This window comes from Saccharothrix xinjiangensis (assembly GCF_039527585.1).
GTDB classification, from domain to species: domain Bacteria; phylum Actinomycetota; class Actinomycetes; order Mycobacteriales; family Pseudonocardiaceae; genus Actinosynnema; species Actinosynnema xinjiangensis.
The window spans coordinates 297,196-315,431 of record NZ_BAAAKE010000005.1 but is presented as its reverse complement, the minus strand read 5'-3'; the positions used below and the strand labels follow the sequence as shown (position 1 = coordinate 315,431).

17 protein-coding genes are annotated in these 18,236 nt (G+C 74.1%); 7 read left to right on the top strand and 10 right to left on the bottom strand.

Annotated elements, in window-relative coordinates; all coding sequences use genetic code 11:
* Positions 1–162 precede the first annotated feature (162 nt).
* Positions 163–2,646, top strand: coding sequence for an AAA family ATPase (locus ABD223_RS14880; protein ID WP_344036770.1), 2,484 nt, complete (start codon positions 163–165; stop codon positions 2,644–2,646).
* Here the strand turns inward: ABD223_RS14880 and ABD223_RS14875 are convergent.
* Together ABD223_RS14875 and pruA are read right to left on the bottom strand one after the other, a co-directional pair.
* Entirely contained in the window at positions 2,633–3,556 is a 924-nt protein-coding gene (locus tag ABD223_RS14875) for a proline dehydrogenase family protein (protein WP_344036769.1), read from the bottom strand. The two genes, ABD223_RS14880 and ABD223_RS14875, sit on opposite strands and share 14 nt — an antisense overlap.
* Before the next feature lie 2 nt (positions 3,557–3,558).
* Positions 3,559–5,184 (bottom strand): L-glutamate gamma-semialdehyde dehydrogenase, encoded by a 1,626-nt coding sequence (gene pruA / locus ABD223_RS14870; RefSeq protein ID WP_344036768.1) that lies wholly within the window; start codon positions 5,182–5,184, stop codon positions 3,559–3,561.
* Between the two features lie 136 nt (positions 5,185–5,320).
* Between pruA and ABD223_RS14865 the strand changes: the two genes are divergently transcribed.
* Together ABD223_RS14865 and ABD223_RS14860 are read left to right on the top strand one after the other, a co-directional pair.
* Entirely contained in the window at positions 5,321–6,862 is a 1,542-nt protein-coding gene (locus tag ABD223_RS14865; RefSeq protein ID WP_344036767.1) for a PucR family transcriptional regulator, read from the top strand.
* Positions 6,863–6,891: 29 nt separating this feature from the next.
* Entirely contained in the window at positions 6,892–7,923 is a 1,032-nt protein-coding gene (locus ABD223_RS14860; RefSeq protein ID WP_380646091.1) for a fatty acid desaturase family protein, read from the top strand.
* On the opposite strand, the gene ABD223_RS14855 is transcribed toward ABD223_RS14860, so the two are convergent.
* From ABD223_RS14855 to ABD223_RS14835, 5 genes are read right to left on the bottom strand one after another with little or no spacing between them, the layout of a single operon-like run.
* Positions 7,832–8,500, bottom strand: a complete 669-nt coding sequence (locus ABD223_RS14855) for a YidC/Oxa1 family membrane protein insertase (protein ID WP_344036765.1) — start codon at positions 8,498–8,500, stop codon at positions 7,832–7,834. The genes ABD223_RS14860 and ABD223_RS14855 overlap by 92 nt on opposite strands.
* Positions 8,501–8,542: 42 nt before the next feature.
* On the bottom strand, positions 8,543–8,809 hold the full coding sequence (locus ABD223_RS14850; RefSeq protein ID WP_344036764.1) for a DUF6412 domain-containing protein: 267 nt from the start codon (positions 8,807–8,809) through the stop codon (positions 8,543–8,545).
* A 13-nt stretch (positions 8,810–8,822) separates the two neighbouring features.
* Positions 8,823–9,422, bottom strand: a complete 600-nt coding sequence (locus ABD223_RS14845; RefSeq protein ID WP_344036763.1) for a nucleoside/nucleotide kinase family protein — start codon at positions 9,420–9,422, stop codon at positions 8,823–8,825.
* Positions 9,419–10,015 carry a ribonuclease FAU-1 family protein gene (locus ABD223_RS14840; RefSeq protein ID WP_344036762.1) on the bottom strand — a complete coding sequence of 199 codons (597 nt, stop codon included), beginning with the start codon at positions 10,013–10,015 and terminating at the stop codon, positions 9,419–9,421. The genes ABD223_RS14845 and ABD223_RS14840 overlap by 4 nt, the downstream gene beginning before the upstream one ends.
* Positions 10,016–10,025: 10 nt before the next feature.
* Positions 10,026–10,613 carry a TetR/AcrR family transcriptional regulator gene (locus tag ABD223_RS14835; protein WP_344036761.1) on the bottom strand — a complete coding sequence of 196 codons (588 nt, stop codon included), beginning with the start codon at positions 10,611–10,613 and terminating at the stop codon, positions 10,026–10,028.
* A gap of 59 nt (positions 10,614–10,672) precedes the next feature.
* On the opposite strand from ABD223_RS14835, the gene ABD223_RS14830 reads away from it, so the two are divergent.
* The gene (locus tag ABD223_RS14830) at positions 10,673–10,876 is read left to right on the top strand and encodes a hypothetical protein (RefSeq protein ID WP_344036760.1); all 204 of its coding nucleotides are present in this window, start codon (positions 10,673–10,675) and stop codon (positions 10,874–10,876) included.
* 326 nt (positions 10,877–11,202) lie between these two features.
* Here ABD223_RS14830 and ABD223_RS14825 read toward each other — a convergent pair whose 3' ends face one another.
* On the bottom strand, positions 11,203–12,795 hold the full coding sequence (locus ABD223_RS14825; protein ID WP_380646015.1) for a beta-N-acetylhexosaminidase: 1,593 nt from the start codon (positions 12,793–12,795) through the stop codon (positions 11,203–11,205).
* Positions 12,796–12,994: 199 nt separating this feature from the next.
* Positions 12,995–14,503 carry a CYTH and CHAD domain-containing protein gene (locus ABD223_RS14820; RefSeq protein ID WP_344036759.1) on the bottom strand — a complete coding sequence of 503 codons (1,509 nt, stop codon included), beginning with the start codon at positions 14,501–14,503 and terminating at the stop codon, positions 12,995–12,997.
* A 161-nt stretch (positions 14,504–14,664) separates the two neighbouring features.
* Here ABD223_RS14820 and ABD223_RS14815 point away from each other — a divergent pair, with 161 nt between their 5' ends.
* Complete coding sequence (locus ABD223_RS14815; protein WP_344036758.1) at positions 14,665–15,456, top strand: hypothetical protein; 792 nt, start codon at positions 14,665–14,667, stop codon at positions 15,454–15,456.
* 146 nt (positions 15,457–15,602) lie between these two features.
* On the opposite strand, the gene ABD223_RS14810 is transcribed toward ABD223_RS14815, so the two are convergent.
* A complete protein-coding gene (locus ABD223_RS14810; protein WP_344036757.1) occupies positions 15,603–16,274 on the bottom strand; it encodes an HNH endonuclease family protein in 672 nt (223 codons plus the stop codon).
* 83 nt (positions 16,275–16,357) lie between these two features.
* Between ABD223_RS14810 and ABD223_RS14805 the strand changes: the two genes are divergently transcribed.
* A complete protein-coding gene (locus tag ABD223_RS14805) occupies positions 16,358–17,488 on the top strand; it encodes a sensor histidine kinase (RefSeq protein WP_344036756.1) in 1,131 nt (376 codons plus the stop codon).
* Positions 17,485–18,138, top strand: a complete 654-nt coding sequence (locus ABD223_RS14800; RefSeq protein WP_344036755.1) for a response regulator — start codon at positions 17,485–17,487, stop codon at positions 18,136–18,138. Before ABD223_RS14805 ends, ABD223_RS14800 begins: the two co-directional genes overlap by 4 nt.
* Positions 18,139–18,236: the final 98 nt, after the last annotated feature.

The window sequence follows — 18,236 nt, the reverse complement described above, 5'->3', positions numbered from 1 at the left end:
CCCGGGGTCCGACAATCGCGGACCGGTCGCCCGCGCTCCGCGGGCGTCTCTCGGGTTCGTGCGCTCCGCGGGCGTTGGCCGGCGGTCCGGGGACCGCCGGTCACCGTGCTCCGACCGGGGCACGGCACCATCACCCGATCGGGTTCTGAGCAGCCGGGCAAGATGGTGATCGTGGACCTGTCGCCCGGTGAGCTGCTCGACCCCAGGTATGAGGTGGTGCCGTTCCGCGGCCGGGCGGCGGAGCTGCGCGAGTTCGACCGCTGGCTCGACGGCGGCGGGTCGTCCGTGCTGCTGCTGCACGGTCCCGCGGGCGTCGGCAAGACCAGGTTGGCGCGGCACCTCGCCGCGGGCGCGTCGGTCCGGGTGGTGGACGACGCCGACCTGGTGCCGTGGCGCGACCTGCACGACCTGCTGCGCGAACCGGAGACCCGCGTGCTGCTGCTCGCCCGCGCCGCGGGCTGGTGGTGGTCGGCGGTCCGCCAGCGCGCGGCGGACCTCGGGCGCGCGAGCGCCGAGCTGGTGCTGGGCCCCGCGCCGGACGAGCACGCCGAGTCCTTCGCCGCCGCCTGCGACCGCTTCGCCGACGCGCTCGACCTGCCGCGCCCGGACGCGCGCCCGCCCGCCGCGGGCACCTACCACGACCTGCACCTGGCCGCCCTCGCCGCCGTGCACGGGGTGCGCGGCGACGACCCGGCCGACCTGGTGCGGTGGCTCGTCAGCGTCGACCCCGTGGCGACCGGGCGGGGCCGCCTCGCCGAGGACGTGCTCGCGGTCGCGCTGCTCGACGAGCGGATCGAGCCCGAGCGCACCCCGGCGGCCCTGGAGACGCTGCTGCGCGCCGCGGACCGGTGGCCCCACGTGCCGGGCCGCGCGCAGCGGCTGTTCACCGCCCGGCCCGGCCTGGCCCGCTCCGCCACCGGCGCCACGTTGCGCGCCGTCGCCGAGCTGCCCGAGGCGGCGCGGGCGGTGGCCAGGCACGTGTTCGACGACGCCCGCTTCCACTGCGACCCGCTGCCCGCCGTGATCACCCGGGCCCTGGTGCGCGACCGCGAGCGGGACCTCGCGGTGGGCCGGTCCGAGCTGGCCGAGCTGCACGGGGTGCTGGGCGCCCGCGCCGCGCTGGCCGCGCTCCGGGAGGAGGCGATGGAGGCCGCGAGCCGGGAGGTCGACCTCTACCGCGAGCTGACCGCGGCGGACCCGGTGGAGCACCGGTCGGCGCTCGCGGACGCGCTGGGCGACTTCGGGTTGCGGCTGGTCGCGGTCGGCCGGGAGGAGGAGGCCGTCGGCGCGGCGGAGGAGGCCGTCGAGCTGTGCCGGTTGGCCGCGGCCGAGGACGTCGACTACGCGCCGCGGCTGGTGGGCGCGCTCGACCAGCTCAGCCTGCGCTACGCCGCGGTCGGCCGCCGCGAGGGCGCGCTGGCCGCGGTCGCGGAGGCCGCCGTGCGCTGCCGGGACCTGGCCGGGCACCAGCACGCCCTGTTCGGCGTCGACCTGGCCAAGGTGACCCACCACCACGCGGCCAGGCTGCTCGACGCGGGCCGCCGCGACGAGGCCGCGAGCACCGCCCGGCTGGCCGTGGCGCGCTGGCGCTCGGTGGCGGCCGCCGACCCGCGCTTCGAGGCCGCCCTGGCCCGCGCGCTGGTCTCGATCGCCGCGCTGCTGACGTCGTGCGGCCTGCCCGATGAAGCGGTGGCGGTGGTGGAGGAGTCGGTCGCGGTGCTGCGCCGGCTCGCGCGGGCCAACCCGCGCGACTTCGAACCGGAGCTGGCGGGCGCGCTGGGCGAGCTGGCCGCCGCGCACCGGGACCGCCCCGCCGAGGCGGTGGCGGCCGCGGACGAGGTCGTGCTGCTGCGCCGCCGTGCGGCCCGCGGCGGCGGCCCGGACGCGGTGGTCCGGCTGGCCGCGGCCCTCGGCGCGCAGGTCGACGTGCTGGACCGCGGCGGCGCGGGCGTGCTGGAGCGCCTCGTGGTGGCGGAGGAGGCGGTGGAGCTGCTGCGCCCTCGTGCCGCCCACCACCCGGTCGCGTTCACGGCGGCGCGGGCGAGGGTCGCCGGGCTGCTGCGGCGGGCCGGTCGCGAGCACGAGGCGCGGCGGCTCGCGGAGGACGTGCTGGCCGCGGCCCGGGACCTGCCGCACCACGTGCTCGTCACGCAGGGACCCGAACCGGCCCTCGCCCTGCGCGCGCTGGCCGACGAGCTGCCCGAGGCCGACGAGCTGGCCGCGCGCCTGGTGGAGCGGTCCGCCGCGACCTGGCGCGACCTGCTGTGCCGCCACCGCGCCGCGGCCGTCGCGTTCCCCGAGGCCGTGCACCGGGCCGCGGTGCTGCGGCACGCCCAGGACCACCCGGGCGCGGCGGACCTGGCCCGGTGGGCCGTGCTGGCGTGGCAGCTGACCAGGGGTCCCGCGGAGCTGGCGGTCGAACCGCGCTACGCCGACGCGCTGCTGTTCCGCGTGCGCCTGTGCGTGGAGGGCAACACCGACCTCGACCGGGCCCTGCTGCTCGCGCACCGCGCCGTGGAGGTGCTGCGCGCGGCGGGCGCGCCGCCGGAGGTGTGCCGGGACGCCGTCGCGGCGGTGGACGACGTGGCCCGGGCGCACGCCGACCCGGAGGTGGCGCGCGCCCGGCCGCGGGCTAGCTCGTGGTGACCAGCGAGCGCAGGAAGAACGCCACGTTCGCGGGCCGCTCGGCCAGCCGCCGCATGAAGTAGCCGTACCACTCGTCGCCGTAGGGCACGTACACCCGCATCCGGTGGCCCTCGGCGGCGAGTCGGCGCTGCTCGTCGGGCCGGATGCCGTACAGCATCTGGAACTCGTAGGTGTCCTTGGACCGCTCGGACGCCAGCTCGCCCGCGATGGCGATCAGCCGCGGGTCGTGCGAGGCGACCATGGGGTAGCCGGGGCCCTCCAGCAGGACCTTCAGGCAGCGCACGTAGGACCGGTCGACCTCGGTCTTGTCCTGGAACGCCACCGACGCCGGCTCCTTGTAGGCGCCCTTGCACAGCCGCACGCGCGACCCGGCGCGCGCCAGGTCCCGGCAGTCCTGCTCGGTGCGCTTGAGGTACGCCTGGAGCACCGCGCCCACCCACGGGAAGTCCACGCGCAGCTCGTGCAGGATGCCGAGCGTGGAGTCCGTGGTGGTGTGGTCCTCCATGTCGAGGGTGACCGTGGTGCCGACCGCGCCCGCCGCCGCGCAGATGCGGCGGGCGTTGTCCAGGGCGATCTTCTCGCCGTCCTCGGGCAGGAACTGGCCCACCGCGGACAGCTTCACCGACACCTCGGCCCGCCCGGTGTGCCCGGCGAGCTCCAGGCGGCGCAGCAGGTCGAGGTACGCCTCCACGGTGGCGTCGGCCTGAGTCGAGTCCCGGGTGTCCTCGCCGAGGTGGTCGAGGGTGACGTACCGGCCGTCGGCCAGCAGTTCGCCGGTGGTGGCGACGGCCGCGTCGACGTCGTCGCCGGAGATGAAGCGCTTGACCACCGGCCTGGTCAGCGGCGTGCGCTCGACCAGCCCGCGGACGGCGCCGGAGCGGGAGGCGGCGAGCAGTGCGGAGCGGAGCATGGTCACCCCTGGTGCGGGTAGCGAACGGAGGTCGGGGGAACGAAGGTCTCCTTGATGGACCGGGGGCTCACCCAGCGCAGCAGGTTGTGGACCGAGCCCGCCTTGTCGTTGGTGCCCGACGCCCGGCCGCCGCCGAACGGCTGCTGGCCGACGACCGCGCCGGTGGGCTTGTCGTTGACGTAGAAGTTGCCCGCGGCGAACCGCAGGTCCTCCTGCGCCTTCACGATGGCGCGCCGGTCCTGGGCGATGACCGCGCCGGTCAGGGCGTAAGGCGCGGCGTTCTCCATCTGGTTGACCACGGTGTCGTAGTCGGAGTCCTCGAACACGTGGACCGCGAGGACCGGGCCGAAGTACTCGGTGGTGAACACCTCGTGGCCGGGGTCCTCGCCGACCAGCACGGTGGGCCGCACGAAGAAGCCCTCGGCGTCGTCGGCCGTGCCGCCGGCCGCGATCTCCAGCTTCGGGTCGCGGCGCGCGGACTCCAGCACGCCGGACAGCTTGTCGAACGACCGCCGGTCGATCACCGCGCCCATGAAGTTGCCGAAGTCGGTGACGTCGCCCACGGTCAGCGACTCGACCTCGGCCAGGAAGTCGTCCTTGAGCCGGTTCCACACCGAGCGCGGCACGTAGGCGCGGGACGCGGCCGAGCACTTCTGCCCCTGGTACTCGAACGCGCCGCGGACCAGCGCGGTGCGCAGCACGTCCACGTCGGCGGAGGAGTGGGCCAGCACGAAGTCCTTGCCGCCGGTCTCGCCGACGATCCGCGGGTAGGCGCGGTAGTTCGCGATGTTCGCGCCGACCTGGCCCCACAGGTGCTGGAACGTCCTGGTCGAGCCGGTGAAGTGGATGCCGGCGAGGTCCGGGTCGGCCAGCGCCACCTCGGACACGGCCAGGCCGTCGCCGGGCAGCAGGTTGATCACGCCCGGCGGCAGGCCCGCCTCCTCCAGCAGCCGCATGGTCAGGTGCGCGGCGAAGCCCTGCGTCGGCGAGGGCTTCCACAGCACCACGTTGCCCATCAGGGCGGGCGCGGTCGGCAGGTTCGCGGCGATGGCGGTGAAGTTGAACGGCGTGATCGCGTAGACGAAGCCCTCCAGCGGGCGGTGGTCCGTGCGGTTCCACACGCCGGGGGAGGACTGCGGCTGCTCGGCCAGCAGCTGCCGGCCGAACGAGACGTTGAAGCGCCAGAAGTCGATCAGCTCGCACGCGGCGTCGATCTCAGCCTGGGTGGCGCTCTTGGACTGCCCGAGCATGGTGGCGGCGTTGAGCCTGGCCCGCCACGGGCCGGCCAGCAGGTCGGCGGCCTTGAGCAGGATCGCGGCCCGGTCGTCGAAGGACATGGCGCGCCAGGCGGGCGCGGCCTCGCGGGCGGCCGCGATGGCGTCCCGGGTGTCCTGCCGCGTGGCGCCCCGGGCGGTGCCGAGGACGGCGCGGTGGTTGTGCGGCTGCACGACGTCGAACGGCTCGCCGCCGCCGGCGCGCTGCTCGCCCCCGATGGTGAGGGTCAGTTCGACGGGCTCCTTGGCCAGCTCGGCCAGCTCCGCCTGCAGCCGCGCGCGCTCCGGGGTGCCGGGGGCGTAACCGAGGACGGGCTCGTTGACCGGTGCGGGGACCGTGGTCACGGCATCCACAAGCTGCTCCTTCGCCACGTGATCGGGGTTGCCCCAACTGTGGTTGGGTTCCCCAAACGGTAGGACTTCCGACCCTGCGCGCAGTTGTCCTCACCTCTAGGCTTGACCACCCGCCGTTGTACGAATGGACAAAAGGATGAGCCTGCGTCAGGTGCTGATCGCGCTCGGCGACCCGTTCGTCGAGGTGCAGGCCGCGCCGCACGGGTTGGACGCCGACGTGCTGGACGTCGTGATCCTCGACCCCGACGACGTGCCCGACGTGCGGCCCGGCGACCTGGCGCTGGTGGTCGGCGCCCGCGGTCGCGCGGCGTTGCCGCTGGTCAAGGCGGCCGCGGCCGGGGGAGCGGTGGCCGTGGCGGTCAAGGTCGACGTGCCCGCCCCCGTGCTCCGGCAGGCCGCGGCGGACGCGGGCGTCGCCCTGCTCGCGGTCCGCCCCGAGGTGCGCTGGGAGCACCTGGAGGCCCTGGCCAGGAGCGTGGTCGACAACGCCCGCCTGACCTCCGACGCGGGCGCGGGCGAGACCGTCGGCGACCTGTTCGGCCTGGCCCAGACGATCGCCGCGCTGACCGGCGGCAGCGTCAGCATCGAGGACACCGCGAGCCGCGTGCTCGCCTACTCCCGCTCGTCCGACGAGGTCGACGAGCTGCGCCGGCTGTCGATCCTGGGCCGCCAGGGGCCCGAGCCCTACCTGAAGATGCTCCGCGAGTGGGGCGTCTACCAGCGGCTGCGCTCGGGCGAGGAGGTCGTCCGCATCGACGAGCACCCCGAGCTGGGCATCCGCCGCCGCCTGGCGGTCGGCGTCCACGCGGGCGCGCGGACGCTGGGCGCGATCTGGGTGCAGGAGGGCGCCGCGCCGCTGACCGAGCAGGCGGAGCGCGCCCTGCTCGGCGCGGCCCGGGTGACCGCGCTGCACCTGGTGCAGCAGCGCGAGCCGGCGGTCGCGTTCCGCGAGAACCTGCTCGCCTCGCTGCTCGACGGCCGGGCGGAGGCCGGCGCGATCGCCGAGCAGATCGGCGCGGACCCGGACCGGCCCGCCGCGGTCGTGGTGTTCGCGCTGCGCGGGCAGGAGCACGCCGACCGCACCGAGCACGAGCTGCGCCGCGCCGAGATGACCGGCCTGATCTCCGTACACGCCGCCGCGTACCGGCGCACCGCCCTGGTCAGCCAGCGGTCCGGCCGCACCTACGCGCTGCTGCCCGACCTGCCGCCGAAGGCCCCGCTGCTCGCCCTCACCAAGGAGATCGTGGCCGCCGCCGGCAAGCACATGGGGTTGCGCGTGCAGGCCGCCGTCGGGTCGACGGTGCCGACCGCGGACGAGGTGATGATCTCGCGCGAGGAAGCCGACCGGGTGCTCGACGCGATGGCCCGCGACCTCGACGCCGACGTGGCGACCCTGGCCGACGTGCGCTCCCGCGTGCTGGTCGGCGAGGTCCTCGCGCTGCTCGCCGGGCACCCGCGCATCCGCGACCCGAGGCTGTCGGCGCTCGACCCGGAGCTGGCCCGCTCCCTGCTGGCCTACCTCGACGAGTTCGGCGACGTGCGCACCGCGGCGGCGAAGCTGCACGTCCACCCGAACACGCTGCGTTACCGGGTCAGGCGCGCGGCGGAGATCGGCGGCTTCGACCTGGAGGACCCGTTGCTCCGGTTGTTCGCGCAGCTGCAACTCAGGCTGGCCTGATCCGGCCACCGGGAAACACGTACCCTCCGCTGGTGAGCACCCGCGGCAGCGACTTCGCTGAACTCTCCCGGTTGGTCAAGCAGCAGGGTCTGCTCGATCGACGCATCGGCTATTACTCCTGGCACTTCGCAGGGGCGGTGGGAGCTTTACTGCTCACCGTCGCAGCTGTGCTGCTCATCGGCGACTCCTGGTGGCAGCTCGTGCCCGCCGCGGTGCTCGCCGTGGTCTACACGCAGATCGCCTTCCTCGGCCATGACGCGGGTCACCGGCAGGTCTTCGCCGACCACCGCGCCAACCAGACCGCGGGCCTGTTGCTGGGCAACCTGCTGATCGGCGTCGGTTACGGATGGTGGATGGGCAAGCACACCCGCCACCACGCCAACCCCAACCACGAGGACGACGACCCGGACGTGGACATCGCCGTGCTCGCGTTCAGCGCCGAGCAGGCGGAGCGCAAGCGCGGCTTCTTCCGGTTCGTGGTCAAGCACCAGGCGTGGCTGTTCTTCCCGCTGCTGCTGCTGGAGGGCTTCAGCCTGCACATCATCAGCACCGCCGCCGCCGTGCGCCGCGAGGTCAAGGGCTGGCGGCTGGAGCTGGCGCTGCTGGCCGTGCACGTCATCGGCTACCTGACCCTCGTGTTCTCGATGATGTCGCCGGGCAAGGCCCTGGCGTTCATCGCGATCCACCAGGGCCTGTTCGGCGTCTACATGGGCATCTCCTTCGCGCCCAACCACAAGGGCATGCCGGTGCTCCAGGCGGGCCACCAGCTGGACTTCCTGCGCAAGCAGGTGCTCACCTCGCGCAACGTCACCGGCGGCTGGTTCACCGACTTCCTGCTCGGCGGCCTGAACTACCAGATCGAGCACCACCTGTTCCCGAGCATGCCGCGACCGCACCTGCGCCACGCGCAGGCGCTGGTCCGCGACTTCTGCGACCGGCACTCGGTGTCCTACGCCGAGTGCGGCCTGTTCACCTCGTACGGGCACGTGCTGAAGTACCTGCACGAGGCGGGAGCTGAATTGCGCGGTACAGGAAAGCTCGCTCCAGCAGCGTCCAGCTAGTCGTGGTCATGAGGTAGACCCCGGCGGCCAGCGGCAGCACGGCGGCGATCAGCACCGTGCCGAAGGGCAGCAGCCGCAGCAGCCCCGCGAACGGCGGCTGCGGCGCCCCGCTGCGCGCCGCCACGGCCGCCTGCCAGCGGGAAGTCGCGAACGCGACCACCGCCAGCAGCGCGAACAGCCCGAGGAAGACGGGCGTGTGCGCCCACGTGCCGAACCAGTGCGCACCCAGCGGCACGCCGAGCAGCGTGCCCTCCAGCAGCGGGTTCGGCGTGGTGACCAGCTGGTACATGACCATGAAGAACGGCGCCTGCGCCAGCGCGGGCAGGCAGCCCGCGAACAGCGAGGTGCCGTTCTCCCGGTACAGCTCCAGGGTCTTCTCCTGGAGCTGTACCCGGTCCCTGCCGTACTTGTCGGTGAGCCCGCGCAGCTCGGGCGCGAGGGCGGCGCGGGCCTTCTCGCCGCGCACGGCGGCCCGGCTGAGCGGGTGCAGCAGCAGCCGGACGGCCGCGGTGAACAGGACGATGGCCAGGGCGGGCGTGGCGATCCCGGCCAGGGCTGAGCCCAGGGCGTGGAACAAGGGGGAACTCCGTATCCAGAGCAGGAAGAAGGGGACTCGGCGCTACAGGCCGAATCCCGGTGCCCTGGGACGGGGACGCCCGGCGGCGTCGGGGTCGCGCAACCGCAGGAACGCGGCGCGCAGCGACTTCTCGCGGATCGACAGCGACCGCACCCACGCGGGCGCGGCCCGCACGACCGGCGCGGTGAGCAGCAGCGCCACCAGCGCCACGGCCGCCACGGCGGCGACCACCTCGGTTGGCGAGTTCAGGACCGAGAGGGCGTAGAGCGCGGGCAGGAACAGCGCGATCAGCAGCCGCACCCTGTCCACGTCCTCACCCCCTTCAGCTCACTGTACCCACGAGAGCGGGCCTCGCGGGGTGGTCGTAGCGCACCGTCACATCGGCGTGCGGCTCGTAGGAGGCGTACGCGGGCAGCGTCCACCGCCACCCGTCCGGCACCTGCCGCTCCAGCGCGCCCGGCGACAGCCGCAGGTGCACGGCCAGTTCCGCGGGCAGCCACTTGTCCAGCAGGAACGTGCCGTCCAGCAGCAGCACCCCGGCCGGGCCGAGCGTGACGTAGTCGGCGCGGTGCGCCCGGTCCGCCGCCGCGTTCCACAGCCTCGGCAGCACCCGCCCCGAGCCGCCGGGGTCCAGCGGCGCCAGCACCTCCCGCGTCAGCCCGCCGACGTCCAGCCACGAGTCGCGGAACGAGTCCGGGTCCTCGTGCCCGTGCTCCAGGCGCACGGACGCGGGCCGCAGGAAGTCGTCGGCGGACACGCGCAGCACCGGGCGCCCCAACGCGCGCAGCGGCTCGACCAGGCGGTCGGCCAGCTCGCCGGGCCCGGTCGGCGGGGCGCCGTCGACCAGCACCCTGGCCCACGTCGAGCGCGGCAGGGCGTCGACCCGCGCGACCAGCTCGTCCACCAGCTCCTGGGGTTTCACGGCAGCGGGTAGTCCTCCCAGCCGGCGGGCAGCACCGGCGCGGGCCACCCCGGGTCGGGCCGCCACGCCGCCCACGCCGGGTCCCACCAGGTGTCGCCGGCGCTCAGCATGGCCCGGACCTCCACGCCGGTGGCGGCGATCGCCTCGGCCTGCGCGGCGGTGTACTTGCCGTCCGCGACCTGCTCCTCGAACTCGTCGCGGTCCAGCTCCTCCCAGCCGCCCCCGGCGGGCGCCCAGTAGTCCAGCGCGTGGTCGAGCGTGTCGAACCCGAGCGGGGTGCGCCGGAACGGGTCCTGGAGGTTGAGGTACCAGCCCTTGAACCGGCCGTCCCCGTCCCAGTACAGGTCGACCGAGTACGCGTCGCCGGGCCGGTGCAGCTGGAGCTTGCCGACGCCGCGCCAGTGCGTCCGGCCCCGGAGCTGCCAGTGGTGGGGCCGGTCGTGCGGCGGGAACCCGAACACCGCGCCCGGCGGCGTGAACACGACGAGCAGGTCGGGCCCGTCGGCCACGACCCGCGTCGGCGTGACCGACCACGGCCTGCCGTGCAGCACCTCGCGCCGCAACGCCACGTCACCCGGCTGGAAGAACCCCACGCCGGACAGCCTAGGCAAGCAGCGCGCCGAGCACCCCGCCGGTGATCGCCCCCACATCGGCGCCGGGGTCCACCGCCCGGCGCAGCGCCAGGCCGATGCCCAACGCGCCCAGCGCCGCGACGACCACGGGCACGGGCAGCGCGGGCCGCACGCCCAACCGGTCGCAGTGCCGGTCCAGCAACTCGGCGAACCGCTCGTCATGCCGGTGCTGGGCCGCGGCGACCGCCTCGGCGACGCCGGGCTGCCCGGCCGTCGCCGCCAACACCTCCGCGGTCGCCGCGCTCCACCGCGCCGCTTCCTCGTCCGGCGGGCCGACCGGCGTCAACGCGCCCAGCAACTCCTCCCGCGAGGACGCGCGCCCGAGGACGTCGTCCAGCGCCCGCAGGTGCGCCTCGGCACGATCCGCGACGACCGCCAACCACAACCCCTCCTTGCCACCGAAGTGCTTGTAGACGGCCCCCCTGGTGTAACCGGCCACCGCCGCGATCTCCTCCACCGTCGCCGGCAGGAAACCGCGCCGCAGGAACACCTCCCGCCCCGCCTCCAACAACCGCTCATGAGTGAGCCGCTGCTGTTGAACCCGCGTCAGCCGGACCATCGCCCACCTTTCAGTAACACACTGTTTCTGGAAACACAGTGTTACTGTACCGTCGTGGCATGAGCTTCCTGGCACAGGTGGCGGTCCTCTTCGTGGTACCGGCCGGCTTCGCGTGGTTCGCCGTCCGAGCACGCCGCGTGGGCGGTGGCCACTCCTTCCTGGCCCCGTTCGAGGAAATCTGGGACCCCGGCGCCCACCGGACGCACATCGAGGTCCAGGTGCGGGAAGAGCGGCAAGCGCCGTCACCAGGACCGGAGCGCTGAACCAGAGCCCGCCGCAACCGCCGGCCCCCAGACCCGAACGTAGAACTCACCGGTCCTGAGCGTTCGACACGGTGGACCTGAACGTACGACTCGCGCGTCCCGAACGTACGACTCGCGATGCCTGACCGGAGGACACGCGATGCCCCACCGGAGGACACGCCGACGAGAAAAGACCAACTACGCGGCTTGGGCGGCTTGGCAAAGTTGGAGCCCCACGCTCTTCCCCCGGAGGCCTGCCCAGCGGCGAGCGACCGCTCGTGAACCCCGCGAACCCCGCGAACCCCGGGAAAACACAGGGGGCGGCACGAAGCCGCCCCCTGCGAAACTCAGCCCCGCCAGGGCACCTCGGGCGACGGGTGGAAGTTCACGCCCATCACGCGCCACCGGTCACCCTGCCCGGCCAACCGCACCTTGAACCGCTCCCAATCGTGCGTGGACCAGGGCGACCAAGCCAACTCCGCGATCGCCGGCAACCGCGGGAACGCCATGAACTCCACGTCCGCCGAGTTCGTCAGCGTCTCGCTCCACAGCGGCGCCTCGACCCCGCGCACCGCCTCCGCGGGCAACCCCTCGACGTACGCCCCGGGGTTCCAGTCGTACGCGTCCTTCACGTCGGTGAACCCCGCCCAGCTCAACCCCAGCGGCGTGGTCGCGTCGTACTTCATGTCCAGGTACGCCTTGCTCGCCGGCGACAGCACGATCTTGCTGCCGCGCTCGGCCGCCGCCACCACGTCCGGCGCGGTGGTCCTGGTGCCCCAGAACTGCGGCACGGCCTCCACCGGCGGCCCGGACTTGATGAACTCGTGCCACCCGCTCGCGGTCTTCCCGTGCTTCGCCACCATCGGCAGCACCCGGTCCATGAACCGGTCGAAGTCGGGGTCGGTGGTGGCGTGCGCCTCGTCGCCGCCGATGTGGAGGTACTCACCTGGCGTCAGCGCCGCCACCTCGCGCAGCACGTCGTCGACGAACCGGTAGGTGACGTCCTTGTCGATGCACAGCGAGCTGAAGCCGACCTCGATGCCGGTGTAGAGCGGCGGCGCGACGCCGTCGCAGTTCAGCTCCGGGTACGAGGCCAGGGCCGCGTTCGTGTGGCCCGGCATGTCGATCTCCGGGATCACCGTGATGTGCCGGGACGCCGCGTAGGCCACCAGCTCGCGGTACTGCTCCTGCGTGTAGTAGCCGCCCTCGCCGCCGCCGACCTCGGTGCTGCCGCCGTGCTCGGTCAGCCGCGGCCAGCTCTTGATCTCCAGCCGCCAGCCCTGGTCGTCGGTCAGGTGCAGGTGCAGTCGGTTGATCTTGTAGAGCGCGATCTGGTCGACGTACCGCTTGACCTCGTCGACGGAGAAGAAGTGCCGCGCCACGTCCAGCATCGCGCCGCGGTGGGCGTAACGCGGGTAGTCCAGCACCCGGACGCCGGGCACGGTGAACGGTCCGCGCTGCCTGGTCTTGGCCTCGACCTCGGCCGGCAGCAGCTGGCGCAGCGTCTGCACCCCGGCGAACAGGCCCGCCGCCGTGCGGGCCCGGATGACCACGCCCGAGCGGCTCACGTCGAGCTGGTAGCCCTCGGCTCCCACTGACGGGTCCGCGCCGGCCAGCAGCAGCGTGATGCCGCGCGTGGACGCGCCGGGCACGACCGGCAGCCGGTAACCGGTCGAGGGCCGCAGCACACCGGCCAGGTACTCGCCGACGCGCTTGGCCGCGGTCGAGCCGGGGTGGGTGTGGATGAGGGTGTGCGCGCCGAGCCGGTAGGCCACGCCGGGGCGCGGGTTGACCTGCACGGGCGCGGGCACGATGTGGTGCAACGATGTCTCCGGGGCTGCTTGCGCGGGGGCCGGCGTTCCGACCGCGCCCAGGAGCAGCAGTGCGGCGAGTGCTCGACCGAGCCCGCGCCTCGCGGCGCCTTCCTTCGCTCTGGACAAGTGACGTCCTCCTGGCGGGTGGACCAAGGGCGGCGGCCCAAGCCACCGTTACAGCCGCACCAGGAGGTGTCAAGGTCCAGACCAATCGGCCCGCACCGCCCGGCTTCGGCCGCGGCCTCAACCGCGCGCCCCAACCGCCGCGACCTCAACCCAGCCGCCCCGACGGCAGCCGCCCCAACGGCAGCCGCCCCGACCGCGGTCACTTCAGCCTCGGCCGCCCCAACGCCTTCCAGGTCACGGCGAACCGCGACTCCACCCGCTGCGCCGACGCGGCCTCCAGCCCGTGCAGCAGCCCGAAGGTGAACCCGTTCTCGTTGTCGAGCTGCGCCATGGCGCCCAGCTCGCGCAGCACCGGCCGCGCCACCACGCTGTCCTGGTGCTCGCCCAGCAGCGTCTGCACGTCCTTGACCTTGTTCCGGTACTCCTTCCCCCGCCTGCCGAACACCGGTTCGGCCACCTCGACCGCGTACCGCAGCCGCTTGGCCGACTTGCGCGCCTCGTGCAGCCCTGTGTCGTCGTTCGCGTCCGCGACCCGCTTGGCGAGCCTGCGGTAGGTCTTGTCGACCAGGTCGGGCAGCACCTTCGCGGCCTTCTTGCCCGCCAGGGGCGTGAACGGCGGGTTCGCGACCAGCGCGTCGACCGCGTCGAGCAGCGCGAAGTACCTGGCGCTGTCCAGCGCCGCCACCGCCGCCTCCTGCGCGGCGGCCTCCCTCGGGGCGAAGTGCCTGGTCAGCTGGGCCTGCACCGGCCCGAGCACCAGGGCGTCGTCCAACTCGTGCACCGCCCGCTCGAACCGGTCGCGCAGCACCTCCAGGTCGCGGGCCTCGCCCAGCACCCCGGCCAGCCACTTCAGCTCCTCGGTCAGCTCGCGGGTGCCGTCGCGCGACACCACCACGCCGAACGCCTGCAACGCGCTGCGCATCCGCCGCGTGGCCACCCGCAGCTGGTGCACGGCGTCGTCCTCGCCCCGGCGCACCCGCGGGTCCTGGTGCTTGATCGCGTCGACCTGCTCGCGCAGGTAGGCCCGCACCACGTCGCCCGCGGACCCGCCACGACCCGAGCCGGCCGAGCCACGGGAGCCGGCCGAACCACCGGAACCGCCCGAGCCCGCCGAGATCCGCCCGGCCAGCAACCGGGTCAACTTGGCCGACGACCGCGACCGCACGATCCCGGCGTCCGACAGCCGCGCCTCGACCCGCTCCAGCAGCCCGACGTCACCGCGCTCGCCCAGCTCCACCTCGACCTCGCGCCACGACTCGACGTTCGAGTTGTCCACCGAGTCCTGCGCCGAGACCAGGTCCTCGACCACCTCGGCGAGCAACCGGCCCTTGTCGTCGACGAGCTGCCAGCGGTGCCGCGTGGTCCGGATGCGCGCCACCGGGGTCAGGGCGTTGCCCCTGGCGTGCACCTGGACCAGCGAGCCCAGCTCCTTGGGCGGGTGCTTGGCCGCGCGGCCCGGCGGCAGCCGCAGCTCCTCGCGGGTGTCGCCGCCGACCGGCAGCTTCAGGTGCCAGCCCGCGTCGTCGCCGCCGGTGCGGCGGCGCAGCGTCAGCCCGGCGCGGGCCAGCCGGAGGTCCGAGGTGTCGTAGTAGACGGCCTCCAACCGCTGCTCCTCAGGGCCCGCCGCCGCGGCGACGCCGGGCAGCCCGGCCAGGTCCGGCAGCGCCACCCCGTCGGGCGCCTCGTACTTGCGTTCCGTCTCTTGCACCGACGTTGCCATGTCCCAGGCATACACCTCCCAGGCACTTTTCAGACATCTTCACCCTCCGTGACCAGCCGTTAACCATCCCGGGGGTTTGTGTCGGACCGTTGGCGTGGTTTTCCCGATCCACCCCTGGACGGGGTCATTTCGTGGGGTTCCCTGAACACGTGCCCACGGAGAAGGAGCGGCTCGACGAGGTCGAGCCCACGGTCGCGGACCTCGTCGCCACCACGGAGTCGCTGAAGGCCGAGCTGAACCGGGTGAGCACGCGCCTGCGCGTGCTGGAGCGCAGGCTCTCCGGCGCCGGGTCGGGCCCGGACGAGGACCTGGACGCGGTGGCCGGCATCGCCGACACCGTGGCCGCGCTGCGCGCCGCGTGGGACGCTGAGCAGGAGCTGCTGGCCGACTCCGTGCGGGGCGAGCTGCGCTCGGAGGTGGCCGAGTACGAGTCGCTGCGCCAGGAGCGGGACGCGGTCGCCGGCAGGCTGACCTCCGGCCGGGTGCCCCGGATCGAGCGCGACCAGCTCCAGCACCGGGTGGACAACCTGGAGTGGCAGCTGAGCGTGCGCGAGGCCGAGGCGGCGGACGCGGCGGAGCGCCTGGCCGCCGACCAGGCCGCCGAGGAGGAGCCGTGGCGCGCCGAGGCCGTCATGGCCGGCGACAAGGCCCGCCAGGAGGTCCTGGACATCGCCCGCACGCGCCTGGAACGCGCGCTGGCCACCGACACCCGCCTGCCGCTGTGGTTCCGCATCGGCCTGGGCGAGATCACCCACCCGGACCCGGCGCCCTGGGTGGAGGCCGCGGTGACCCTGATCGCCTACCGCCTGGAGTACGGGATCACGGACCCGGTCTCACCCCTGGGGGAGGTCCCCTCGGCGGGTTCGGGCATGGCCGCGTGGGTCCGCCGGGCCGAGGTGCACGCGGACCTGGTCGACCAGCTGGAGTCCCTGCACCCCTGACCGGCCCGACCCGGCTGGGATTAACCTGATCGGCTGACCCGACCGGATCCGCCGGCTCGACCTGATCGACTGATTCGACCTGATCGGCTGACGTTCCCGGGACCCGACTCGCGGGTCCCGGGGCCTGCGGTCAGCAGGTCAGCAGGTCAGCAGGTCTGGAGCATCACGGACAACGCGTCGCGCTCGGCCTCGTCCACGGTCAACGAGTACAGCGTCTTCACCGACACCACGGACCGCGCGTAGGTGCACCAGTAGTCCTCCACCGGCGGCTTCCACTTGGCCGCGTCCTGGTCGCCCTTGGACCGGTTGCTGCTCGCCGTCACGGCGAACAGCTGCAACCCGCCCATGTCGTTGGCGAACTTCTCGCGCTGCTCGTCGGTCCACTCGTCCGCGCCCGACCGCCACGCCTCGGCCAGCGCCACGGTGTGGTCGATGTCCAGGTCGCCGGCCTGCGTCACGACCACCCCGTCGTACGGGCTGGTCCACGTGCCCGACGTCGCCCGGCACTCGCCGTCGACCTGCACGTCCGCGCCCTGCCGCTGGAGCACGATCTCCCGGGTGTCGCACGAGTCGCCCTGGCTGCTCCAGTGCGGGAACCGGTCACGGCTGTAGCCGGTCATCTTCCCCTCGGGCGCGAGGGTCAGCGCCGCGAGCTGCGCGGCCGGGTCGTCGCCGGGCGCGGCGGGCCCGGTCGTCGCGCCCGGCGTGCCACCGGGCGAATCGGCGCCGTCCTGGTCCTGGACCACGTAGTAGCCGATGATGACCACCAGGACCAGCAGGACGACACCGGCCAGCGTGGACGACCGTTTGCCACTCATGCACCCATGATCAGCGATATCGGCCGCCGTGCAAACACCCGATCCGAACACCGGACCCGAATGCTCCGGGATAATCGTCACCCGTGCGCGTGGTTCGAATGGCGTTCGACGTGGTCGTGCCGGTCGTGGTCGCGCTCTTCGGCGCGGTGCTCGTCCTCGGCACGTCTCAACAGGTCGCGGCCGTCGCCGTCCCCGCGGCCCTGGCCGCCCTGGTGTCGGGCGCCGCGCTGTGGTGGCGGCGGAGCCGCCCGGTCCCCGTCACGGCCGTCGCGCTCGTCTGCGGCCTCGCGGTCCAGCTGGTCGCGCCGATGACCGTGTTCCCGTTCCCGGCGCTCTTCGCCGTCGGCTCGCTCGCCGCCGCCCGGCCGCCCCGGCTGTCGCTGCCCGCCCTGGTCCTGCTGCTCGGCCTGATCTCGCTGAACTTCCGCACCACCACCGCCGAGGACACCCAGTTCGTGCTGGCGGTCGCCGTGGTGGTGTGGGCGCTGGGCGAGGCGGTGCGCAACCGCCGGGTCGCGGTGGCGCAGGCCGCCGAGCGCGCCGTCGCCGAGGAGCAGGCCCGGATCGCCCGCGAGCTGCACGACGTGATCGCGCACGGCGTCTCGGTGATCGTCGTGCAGGCCGCCGCCGCGGACGACGTGTTCGACCACCGCCCGGACCGGGCGCGCGAGTCGCTGCGCTCGATCGAGGCGACCGGCCGCGCCACGCTCGACGAGCTGCGCAAGCTCCTCGCCGGCCCGGACGGGCGGCCGGGCCTGGACCGGCTCGCCGACCTGGTCGAGCCGCTGCGGGCGGCGGGCCTGCGCGTGGACGTGCGGTGCGACCTGCGGGCGAGGCGCGAGCGGGCGCCGCTGCCCGCGGGCGTGGACCAGTCGGCGTACCGGATCGTGCAGGAGGCGCTGACCAACACCCTGCGGCACGCCCGCGCGAGCCGGGCCGAGGTGCTGGTGCGCGACGACGGCGGCGTGCTGGAGCTGGAGATCCGCGACGACGGTCGCGGCTCGGCGACCGACGGCCGGACGACCAACGGCCCGGCGACCGACGACAGCGACCGGGTGACCGGTGGCCGCGGCGGCCCGGTGGACCACCGGGGGCGCGGCATCACCGGGATGCGCGAGCGGGCCGCGCTGCTCGGCGGCACGGTCGACGCCGGCCCGCTGCCCGACGGCGGGTTCCGGGTGCGCGCCCGCCTGCCCCTGGCGGTGACCGCGTGATCCGCGTGCTGATCGCCGACGACCAGGCGCTGGTGCGCGGCGGGTTCCGGATGATCCTGGAGTCGCGGGACGACGTCGAGGTGGTCGGCGAGGCGGCGGACGGCGCGGAGGCGGTGGCGCTGACCGCCGAGCTGGACCCGGACGTGGTCCTGATGGACGTGCGGATGCCGGGCGTGGACGGCCTGGCCGCGACCCGCCGGATCGTCGCCTCCGACGCCGGGGCGCGCGTGCTGGTGCTCACCACCTACGACGTGGACGACTCCGTGTACGCGGCGCTGCGCGCGGGCGCGAGCGGGTTCCTGCTCAAGGACGTGCGGCCGGTGGAGCTGGTGGAGGCGGTGCGGGTGGTGGCGCGCGGTGACGCGCTGCTCGCGCCGTCGGTGACCAGGCGGCTGCTGGACCGGTTCGTCCAGGCGCTGCCCGCGCCGTCGCCCCGTGCGCTGGACGTGCTGACCGGGCGGGAGCGCGAGGTCCTGCGCCTGGTGGCGCTGGCGATGTCGAACGCCGAGATCGCCGCCCACCTGGTGCTGACCGAGGCGACGGTGAAGACGCACGTGTCCGCGGTGCTGCGCAAGCTGGACCTGCGCGACCGGGTGCAGGCCGTGGTGTTCGCCTACGAGGTCGGCCTGGTCCGCCCGCGCTCGGCCTGAAGGCGGATCGCCCCCCGGCCGCCTCCCTCCACGCTCACCTCCCCGGCCACCTCGGCCTTGAGGACGAGCCCGAAGACCGTCCTCGCGCCCGATGCCCC